The sequence below is a fragment of the Prevotella sp. oral taxon 317 str. F0108 genome (assembly GCF_000162415.1).
Lineage (GTDB): Bacteria > Bacteroidota > Bacteroidia > Bacteroidales > Bacteroidaceae > Prevotella > Prevotella conceptionensis.
Genome location: NZ_GG740077.1, coordinates 1 through 6,151 on the forward strand (window position 1 = coordinate 1; position 6,151 = coordinate 6,151).

A 6,151-nucleotide genomic window follows, 5' to 3' on the forward strand; every position below is an offset into this window, starting at 1 on the left:
TCAAGTACGTTTCCAAAGACGCTTTTCAAGAAAAGAATCTGACATTTGACAGTCTCCAGAGATTCCTAAGAGGGAATTAACTGAATTACCCTATTTACTCTGATATTTCATTGTTTTACACCCCAAAATACGGCAAATCACACGATAATATGACACAAATCATTTCAAAAAATCATTTGCTTTTATGCCTGATGAGCCTTATTCTCCGAGACTTCTATATAGGTCTACGACACAGGAAAGCTGCTGTTGGCGTGTTTCAAGCAGTTCCATTTGGGCATCAAGCGCATCGCGTTCGGCCCCAAGTACATCGAGATAAGTAGCTCGTCCGTTCATATAGAGTTGACGAGATACCTCAACCGAGTGTTCCAAAGTCTTCACTTCTTCCTCTTTTAGCGCATAATAGGCGGCGAGATTCTTGTTCTTTGACAGCAGCGTACATACCTCTGAATAAGCTGTAAGCAGTGTTTTGTCATATTCATATAAGGCTTGTAGCTGTGCGGCATCAGCCTGTTGGAAGTTAGCTTCGATAGCTTTTCGGTTGATAAGAGGTGCAGTTAGTCCTCCCACAACACTGTAAGCGAGCGACTTTGGCATACGCGTTAGGTAGGTAGGATTAAAGGCTTCAAGTCCCAAAGTGGCACTAATGTTTACCGAAGGCAAGAAGGCTTTGCGCGCCGTTTCTATGTCCCAATGAGCTGCAGCGAGTTCATGTTCAGCCTGACGGATATCGGGTCGGTGGCTCAAAAGATTGGAAGGAAGTCCTGTAACGATTGTTTTCACTTCTTCATTCAACAACTGTTTGGGGTCTCGTTGAATAGGCGTTGGGTAACGACCGAGCAGTAAGTTGAGTGCATTTTCACATTCGGTAATCTCTTGTTTCAATGCAAACTCCTGCGAACGCGCCTTTGCAAGCTCTGCTTTGAACTTCTCAACAGCCAGTTCTGTGTCGCTATCGGCCTCCTTTTGTATCTCTGCTATCTTCTCCGCCTGACGCTGAAGATCGATGTATTTGCGTATAAGTGCGAGTTTGTTATCTAAGGCCAACAAGGTATAATAATTGCTTGCGACCTGTGAAATCAATGAAGCGCGCACGGCATTCTGACCTTCTAAGGTTGCCAAATAACGCTCGACAGCCGCTTTTTTGCTTGACTTCAACTTGCCAAAGAGGTCGAGTTCCCAGTCAAAAGCAAAGCCCGGGTGATAGTTCATGAGTGGATCGGGGATGAGTTTTCCTGGGGTCATCTCGGTAGAAGCATTGCCGGCACCCTCACTTGTGTATCGTCCGGCCTTACTAACTCCTACTTCTGCCCCCACGGAAAGCGATGGAAGCATAGCTCCTTTGGCTGCAATCATTCCGCTTTTTGCTACAGCTATCTGCTGCAATGTTATCTTTAAGTCTTGATTATTGACTAAAGCGGAGTCGATAAGTGCCTTGAGTTGTGGGTCGGTGAAAAACATTTTCCATGACGTAGGCGTAGTCTTCGCCGTCAGCGTATCACCATTATATTGCGTGGGTAGCTGCAAACGTGTGCGGCTATTGACTTGCGTCGCTTGGGGAGTCTTGCAAGATGACACTCCGATAGCAAGCAGAATAAGAAGGAAAATATTATTTCTTTTCATCATTTTCAAGTTTATATCGTTTGTCTTTCTCCTCAGTCAATGGCTTGTTTCGTTGGTAACGAACCATCTTTACATGGTCGGCCATGCGCCCAAAGATATAATACAATCCCGGAACGAGAATGAGTCCGAAGCATGTTCCGAATAGCATTCCACCCGCAGCTGCCGTGCCAATGGTTCGGTTTCCAATAGCCCCTGCACCGTGAGCAAATACTAATGGCAGCAAGCCGGCTATGAAAGCGAACGATGTCATGAGGATAGGACGGAAGCGAGCTGCCGCACCTTCGATGGCCGCTGCACGTATACTCTTGCCTAAGTTGTGGCGTTGCACGGCATATTCAACCATTAACACGGCATTCTTTCCAAGCAAACCAATCAGCATGACCATAGCAACTTGGGCGTAGATGTTGTTTTCCAATCCCGTGAGTTTTAGGAAAATGAATGTTCCACAGATGCCCGCGGGTAGGCAAGTAATAATAGGAAGTGGCAAAAGGAAGTTCTCATATTGTGCTGAAAGGATGAGATAGACGAACGTTAAACATACAATAAAGATGATCAATGCTTGGTTTCCTTGGTCTACTTCGTCTTTAGTGATGCCGGCAAAGTCGTAATCATAGCCGTGAGGTAGCGTCGAAGTAGCCACCTCTTCGATAGCTTTGATGGCCTGACCACTACTGTATCCAGCTGCTGCCGAGCCTGTAACTTCGGCAGAATTATATAGATTATGACGCGTCATCTCACTCATTCCATATACCTTTTCCATGTGTAAAAAGTCGGCATAAGGCACCATTTCACCTTGGTTGTTCTTAACATTTAACTGCATCAAGTCTTGTGGAAAAGCACGATATTTTGGGTCGGCTTGCACGATGACCTTATAGGGCTTACCAAATCGAACGAAGCCCGTTTCGTAGTCAGAACCAATCAATGTGGAGAGATTATCCATGGCTGTACCAAGTGTAATGCCTTTTTGTGCGGCAATATCATTATCTACTCGGAGCATGTATTGAGGGAAACTGGCCGAGTAAAAGGTAAAGGCTGACCCTATCTCTGGACGCTTATTAAGAGCTGAAACGAAGCTCTTGCTGACCTTTTCCATAGCATGATAGTCGTTACTTCCAGTCTTATCAAGGAGTCGAAGCTCGAAACCTGACGCCGCACCATAGCCTGGAATAGAAGGTGGTTCGAAGAATTCTATGTTGGCATCTGTTATCTGTTGGCACTTGTTTTCAAGGTCATTGATAATCTCTTTTGCCGTCCGACTGCGTTCCTTCCAAGGCTTAAGATTAATCAAACACGAACCCGAGTTGGCACTGGTTCCTTCAGAAAGGATCTCATATCCAGCCAAAGAAGACACACTTTCTATGCCATCTTCCTTTGCAATTATACTCGCAAGTTGATGTGCAACCTTATTCGTTCGCTCAATAGTAGCACCAGGTGGTGTCTCAATTACAGCGTAAATCATGCCCTGATCTTCTTGAGGAATAAAGCCCGAAGGTAACGAATTGTTGATAAAGAAGGCTCCAATGCAGAACAAAAGTAATAGCGGAAGCGTGATAATCTTCCTCGAAACAGTGCGTTGAAGCACGTTGCGATAGCCGCCGATTCCTTTGTCAAAACCCGCATTAAACTTATCAAGTACACGATTAAGCCACGTCTTTTTGATGTGGTTATCACGCTCTCGAGTCAATATTAGCGCACAAAGCGAGGGCGTAAGTGTTAGGGCTGTGAAGCCCGAAAGCACGATACCAGAAGCTATTGTGATTGAAAACTGCCGATAAAACATGCCTTCTGGCCCACCCATAAAGGCTACAGGTATGAACACAGATGCCATAACCAATGTCACGGCTACTATGGCTCCACTGATTTCTTTCATTGCCTTTTGCGTGGCTTCCAAAGGTTCTAAGCCCTCTTTGGCTATCTTTACATTGACCGCTTCGATTACCACAATGGCATCATCGACCACGATTCCAATCGCCATTACTAAGGCAAAGAGCGATATCATGTTAAGCGTTATGCCGAAAGCATTCATGACTGCGAAGCTACCTATTAACGAAACAGGGACTGCAAGGCATGGAATGAGGGCAGAACGCCAGTCTCCAAGGAACAAGAATACAACGAAACCAACGAGTATAAAGGCTTCAAACAGCGTGTGAATTACCTTTTCTATAGAGGCATCAAGGAATCTACTGATGTCGTAACTCAACTCATAATGCATGCCCTTTGGCATGTCTTTTTGAAGATGAGCCATAGTTTTCTTGACGTTCTGAATAACTTGTCGCGCGTTCGATCCATAGGCTTGTTTCAGTGTTATGGCTGCGGATGGGTGACCATTCAACGTAGAATATATGTCATAAACCTCACTCCCGAGGCTCACATCTGCTACATCTTTGAGTCTAATAAATTGCCCATCAGGAGTTGATTTCACGACAATATTGCTATACTCTTCAGGCGTTGTATAACGTCCTGGATACTTCAACACATACTCAAAGCTTTGTGCATGCTTGCCCGAACTTTCCCCAAGCTTGCCTGGAGAAGCTTCAATGCTCTGTTGTTGTAAGGCATCTGTGATGTCGGTTGCAGACAAACCATAGGCTGTAAGCTTATCAGGCTTAAGCCAAACACGCATGGCAAAGCTCCTCGTTCCAAGGATATCAAGATCTCCAACGCCATCAACGCGGGCGAGTTCTGGGGAGATATTGATGTCCGCATAATTGAAAAGGAAGTTCTGATCGACTTTAGGATCATCGCTATATAGGTTGATATACATGAGGATGTTAGGCTCCTCACGAGATATTTTCACACCTTCGCGCACAACAGCTGGCGGTAGTTTGTTGGTCGCTGCTGACACTCGGTTTTGCACATTGATAGCATCGACGTTGGGATCTGTACCAAGTTTGAAGACAATGTTTATCTCTCCTTCGCCGTCATTGCCTGCATCCGACTCGATATACTTCATTCCCGGCACACCATTCAGTGCCTGTTCAAGAGGAATAAGCACTGACTTAATCATCAGTTCATTGTTGGCTCCAGGATAATCGGCTACCACATTAACCTTTGGAGGGGATATAGATGGAAACTGAGTAATGGGTAAATTGGACAGCGAAAGAATGCCAATGAAGACGATTACCAATGAAACAACGATGGCAAGTACTGGTCTTCGAATAAACTTTTGAAACATATTGACTGTTTATTAGCGTCTTTTTTTCTTCTTATAAATGGTTGTTCTCATCATGAAATAATACGGTGTGAGAACCTTTTTCTGTTGTAAAGTGTGATGAAAAGCCACCTGAAAGTCTTAGTCGGCATTCAGTTGAACACGCTTCATGGCTCCACTTGGTGTGTAATAACGCGTCTTTACGTGTTGACCATCATGCACTTTCTGCACTCCACTCAATAGAATCTTGTCGTTGGCAGTTACTCCTTCGGCGATAATAAACACCTCTGGTTGTTCAAAAGCCACTTTAATCTCACGTGAATGTGCATAGCCTGCGCCATCAACAACAAACACATAACGGCGGTCTTCCTCTTCATACGTGGCCTGTTGTGGGATTACCAACACATTGTGTAAAGGCATATTGATACGCACTGTGCCTGTTTCGCCATTGCGAAGCAAGCCTTTCGGATTGGCAAAGCGGGCACGAAGAGCAATATTTCCAGAGCTACTGTCAAACTCACCAGCTATATTTTGGATGTAGCCTTTAGCTGAAAAGGCGCTTCCATTGGCAAGAATCAGCGTTAAAGGAAGTTTGTTTCGCTCGGCAGAATGTTGCTGATAGTCTATATATTCGGGTTCAGAGATGTTGAAATATACGTTGAGTGACGAGTTGTCGGATAGTGTAGTGAGCAAGTCACCTCCCTGCACTAAGCTTCCAATCTTTTTCGAAAGACTCCCTATAACGCCTGTAAATGGGGCGCTGATTAAGCATAACCGTGCTTGAATCTGTGCCAATTTATAATCTGCCAAGGCTGCATTGAGCTTCGCTTTAGCCATCTTTTGTGCATTGGGCGAAACAATTTGCCCCCTCGTTAGCGTTGTTGTGTTTTGCAGTTCAATGCGTGCTTGCTCGGCTTCTGCCTTTGCCCGCGCCACATTCTGTTGCGCTCCAACAATCGAAATGCGGAAAAGTGGCTGACCGGCTCGTACCTGTTGCCCTTCTGTGACATAGACTTGCTGCAGAATTCCCTCCTGCTGTGCGCGTACTTCTATGTTTTTTCGCGATTCAATATTGGCCACATAGTCCTTTGAAACTTGTGTATTGGTTACCCAAGGAGACGTTACTGCGTAGACCGTTTGGTCGCTGTTTTCCTTGTTTTTGCGGCATCCTGTGACTACAATCAACGTGATGATAGCCATCAACAGCATCTCTTTCTTCATACCTAACTAATGGGTTGTCCGATTATCTTTTACTAATGATTCAAGTATTAAATACAAATTTATAGATTTTTTTAAGTAGGTTGCCGTAAATCTATCGTTAAAAAGATCTAATAGATAGGAATTAATCACTTCTTTAACTCATTTTTCACATAGAAGTCA

At 44.6% G+C, this 6,151-nt stretch carries 3 protein-coding genes; all 3 read right to left on the reverse strand.

Annotated elements, in window-relative coordinates:
* Positions 1-198 precede the first annotated feature (198 nt).
* The 3 genes from HMPREF0670_RS13510 to HMPREF0670_RS13520 all read right to left on the reverse strand — a co-directional run bounded on the left by HMPREF0670_RS13510 (position 199) and on the right by HMPREF0670_RS13520 (position 5,992).
* Positions 199-1,623, reverse strand: coding sequence for a TolC family protein (locus HMPREF0670_RS13510; RefSeq protein ID WP_009231707.1), 1,425 nt, complete (start codon positions 1,621-1,623; stop codon positions 199-201).
* Positions 1,607-4,795 carry an efflux RND transporter permease subunit gene (locus HMPREF0670_RS13515; RefSeq protein WP_009231708.1) on the reverse strand — a complete coding sequence of 1,063 codons (3,189 nt, stop codon included), beginning with the start codon at positions 4,793-4,795 and terminating at the stop codon, positions 1,607-1,609. The genes HMPREF0670_RS13510 and HMPREF0670_RS13515 overlap by 17 nt, the downstream gene beginning before the upstream one ends.
* 117 nt (positions 4,796-4,912) lie before the next feature.
* Entirely contained in the window at positions 4,913-5,992 is a 1,080-nt protein-coding gene (locus tag HMPREF0670_RS13520; RefSeq protein WP_009231709.1) for an efflux RND transporter periplasmic adaptor subunit, read from the reverse strand.
* Positions 5,993-6,151 lie beyond the last annotated feature (159 nt).